At 68.4% G+C, this 3395-nt stretch carries 3 protein-coding genes and 1 pseudogene; 1 reads left to right on the top strand and 3 read right to left on the bottom strand.

What is annotated here, in order from left to right; translation table 11 throughout:
• Nucleotides 1–991 (bottom strand): annotated as a pseudogene (locus AC1D1T_RS31220) (hypothetical protein); the annotation flags it as partial.
• Nucleotides 992–1259: 268 nt separating this feature from the next.
• Nucleotides 1260–2201, bottom strand: coding sequence for a hypothetical protein (locus AC1D1T_RS31215; protein ID WP_477828450.1), 942 nt, complete (start codon nucleotides 2199–2201; stop codon nucleotides 1260–1262).
• A gap of 245 nt (nucleotides 2202–2446) precedes the next feature.
• Here AC1D1T_RS31215 and AC1D1T_RS31210 point away from each other — a divergent pair, with 245 nt between their 5' ends.
• A complete protein-coding gene (locus AC1D1T_RS31210) occupies nucleotides 2447–2938 on the top strand; it encodes a heme-degrading domain-containing protein (RefSeq protein WP_477844961.1) in 492 nt (163 codons plus the stop codon).
• Between the two features lie 22 nt (nucleotides 2939–2960).
• Here the strand turns inward: AC1D1T_RS31210 and AC1D1T_RS31205 are convergent.
• The coding region (locus tag AC1D1T_RS31205) for a DUF6445 family protein (RefSeq protein ID WP_477993244.1) at nucleotides 2961–3395 on the bottom strand (435 nt) is incomplete at its 5' end.

Below are 3395 nucleotides of genomic sequence, written 5' to 3'. Positions count from 1 at the left end.
CCCGAGCCCTGCGGTTGCCGCGGGCACCGAAACTCACGCTCGGCTGGCTGCCCTGGGGGTCGGCGGTGTAGACCCGGACCGGGCGGCCCAGTGCGTCGTATTCGGTGCGCGTGAGCCCCACGTCTGCACTGCCTGCGCTCGTCGACGAGCCGCTGTCCAGGAAGTACGGCTGCGTCTGCACCAGCACCTGGCCGAGGTCGCCAAACGTGGTGTCGGTAGCGATCAGGCGATTGACACCGCCGGGTTGCGTCGATCCATCTAAGGCTTCGGTGACATGGCGCAGCAGCCGACCTGCGCGGTCCAGGTACTGGCGGGTGAACGGACCGTTCTTGACACCCTCCGTGCCACTGGCGTCTCTCGGCTCCACGTGCGTGAACTGCGCCGCGTCAGCCGGGATCTCGGAAGCCGCAGGGCTCGGGCACGTCGGGCTGTTGGTGGCCGTGTCGATCCGGCCGGCGATGTAGCAGTACGCCGTGATCACCCGTGTACCGTCGGGGTGGATCTCGCGCGTCGTGCGCCCCAGGTCGTCGTATTCCCAGCGCGTGGTCAGCCCGTTCGCATCCGTCCTGCTCAGCACCGTGCCGAAGCGCGGATCCACCGTCTGCGTCTCCTCCTGCTGCAACGCGTTCCTGCGGCCGCTCACCTGGGTGTCCGGCTGGATCTGCACGCTCGTGCCGCCGATCGTCACCGTCTGCGCGCCGTAGCTGACGCTGCTGCTGCGCGTGGCGAACACGGCGTCGCCGGTGGCGCCGCTGCAGTTGGACACCTGCGTGCCGGTGCGGTTGCCCCGCGCGTCGTAGCGGTACCGCGTCACCACGCACAGCTGCGGGTTGCCGGGCTCGACCGTCTCGGTCTCCACCAAACCGTCAGGGCGGTAGGTGAAGCTCGTCGTGCGTGCGTAGTTGAACGGGTCGGCCGGCGGCTGGACCGGCGACTGCGCAATGGCAGATGTCGCGCAGGCCAGCAGCCAGAGCGTGAAGATGACGTTCAAGACCGTCCAAGGCACGGCAACGCCGCGCCTCACCACGGTCGCGTGGTGCGATGGATGCAAGGGCTTCTCCCTGAGGGAATCAACGGGATCGACGGGCCGGCCCGCGGGGCCGGGTGCACTGCCCGCTTTTGTGAGCGGGTCGGGCTTGGCGCGCATCCATCGATGCTGTTGCCGTGGGGGCGCACGTTAACCAGCGCCTCGTTGCGAGTCAACGGGCCTGGGACATCCGTCCTCATCAACATGAAGGAGGAACGCCCCGTCCCTCGAGTCAAGTCATCAACCTCGGCCGCTCCTTGGCCACACGCACACCCCGCACCAGGAAGAACCCGATCACATCGAACCCCGCTTCCGCCGTCGTGAACGCCTGCTCCGGCCCGCTGCAGGGTCGGATCTCCCGCGATGCACGGCCATCTCGCAGCCGGTAGGCGGGCAGCAGGTGTGCAACGAATCCGACGTACTCCGCCATCGGCGCGCCCTGGCGCCGATCGAACAGCCGCAACTCGATTCGCGCGACCCCATGGCTGCGGTCCTCGAGGGTCGACGTGTCCTGCACCGACAGCAGGTAGCGCGCCGAGCTCGCACTCACCGGCCCTTCGATCGACTGCGACAGGTCGACCTGCACCAGCCGCGCCATGAACTCCTCGGTGTTCGCGGGCGGCAGCAAGGCACGCCCCGTGGATTCCCACCACAGACGGTGCGCCGTCACCGAGATCGCGCCACGCGATGTCATGCGCCGGTCCTGCTCGACGAAGACGAACGCCGACGTGGCAAGCACCTGCCGCGCATCCAGCGGATCGAACCAGTCGACGGGCGGCACCTCGTCGAGCGCGGGGCGGCGCACATGCTCGATGTCGAGCAGCACGCCCTCGTTCGCCGGCACACGGCTCGCCTCGCTCGAGATCGTCAGGTGGCGTTCGGTGTCGCAGCGGTGCGCCAGGTAGGCCAGGGCATCGCGCGCCATCGCGTCATCGGCCGCGTGCAGCCGGGCGTCTGCGATCTGGCGCTGGAAATCCTGCAGCGCGAGCCAGCCCAGCCCATGGGCGGCCAGCAACGCCACGAGCGCCAGCACGACGCCGATGCGCCGCACGCGTGTTCGAGGTGGCATGCGGCTGAGCGCGCCGAGTGCGAACGAGGCCGCCACGAGCAAGGCGATCGCGCCGAAGACGAGCAGCGCCGGGGAGGTGAACAAGGTTTCAGTCAGGGACGGCATGGGCCAATCCTTCAAAAAAGAGGGAGGTCGGAGAAGGGGTGGAAGCGATCCGCGGGATCGCAGACGTCGGACCAGAAAGCCCCCGGGTGTCAAAGGCCGGCCGCGTCGAATGCGCACAGTGTCTCCAACCCATGCATTCACCTAAGGTGACGCATGCGGTGGATGCATGACTTTCGGGCTCTGCCGATACAGTCGGAGGCTCAAACGCCCCTCCGACGCCCCTTCAACCCGCTTCAGACCCCGCCATGAACCTCGAAAAAGATCTGAAAACGATTGCCCGCCAAGAGGATTGTTTTCAAACGAAACACTTCAATGAAGCCACCGCATGGGCCTTGGGCTCGCGGCTGAGGGACATGGCCGAAGCGCGCGGGGTCGCGATCACGATCGAGGTGCGCCTGGCGCGCGAAACGGTGTTCTTCTGCGCGATGCCGGGCACCTCGCCGTCGAATGCCGACTGGGCGCGCCGCAAGCGCAACACCGTCGAGCTGCTGCACCGCAGCTCCTACCGCGTGGGGCTGGACAACGCGCTGGACGGCGGCACGCTCGAGTCGAAGATGGGGCTGCCGCTGCGCGACTACGCGGACCACGGCGGCAGCTTCCCGATCCGGGTCGAGGGCAGCGGCTGCATCGGTGTGGTGACGGTCTCGGGCCTGCCGCAGCGCGAGGATCACGCGCTGGCGGTCGAGGCGCTGGCCGAGCTGTGCGGGGTCTCGCTCGACGGGCTGCGGCTGGACTGACGCCCTCCCGGGCGCCGTGCGCTCAGCGCTGCGCTTCGAAGTGGAACAGCTGCACCAGCCGGCCTGATTCCGCGCGGTCGCCGAACAGCTCGGTGATCGCGTGGAAGAAGTCGCTGCGGAACACGATCAGCCGGTTGAAACGCATCGGCACCTCGAACAGGAACTCCCAGGTCGCATCGCGCTGCTGCTGCCATTCGGCGAACGGCAGCCGCCGGTTGATCGGCAGGTGGCGCTTCTGGAAATCGAGGAACGACGCATGGCCCATGCCGGCCAGCGCGGCATCGTCGGGCCGGCGGTCATGCCCGGTCGCGCGGTGCCGGTAGAAGCGCGTGCCGCCGCGGCAGTCTTCCGGCCGGCTCAGGTACAGCACGCCGCCGAAGATGTGCGGCAGCGTCGGGTTGTCGACGTGCACGTCGGCACGCGCGTCGTCACTCGCCAGGCTGACGCGCTGACGCGC

This window comes from Rhizobacter sp. P2_H3 (genome assembly GCF_056403355.1).
The sequence above is the reverse complement of the archived record's forward strand: the minus strand, read 5'-3'. Positions and strand labels throughout refer to the sequence as shown.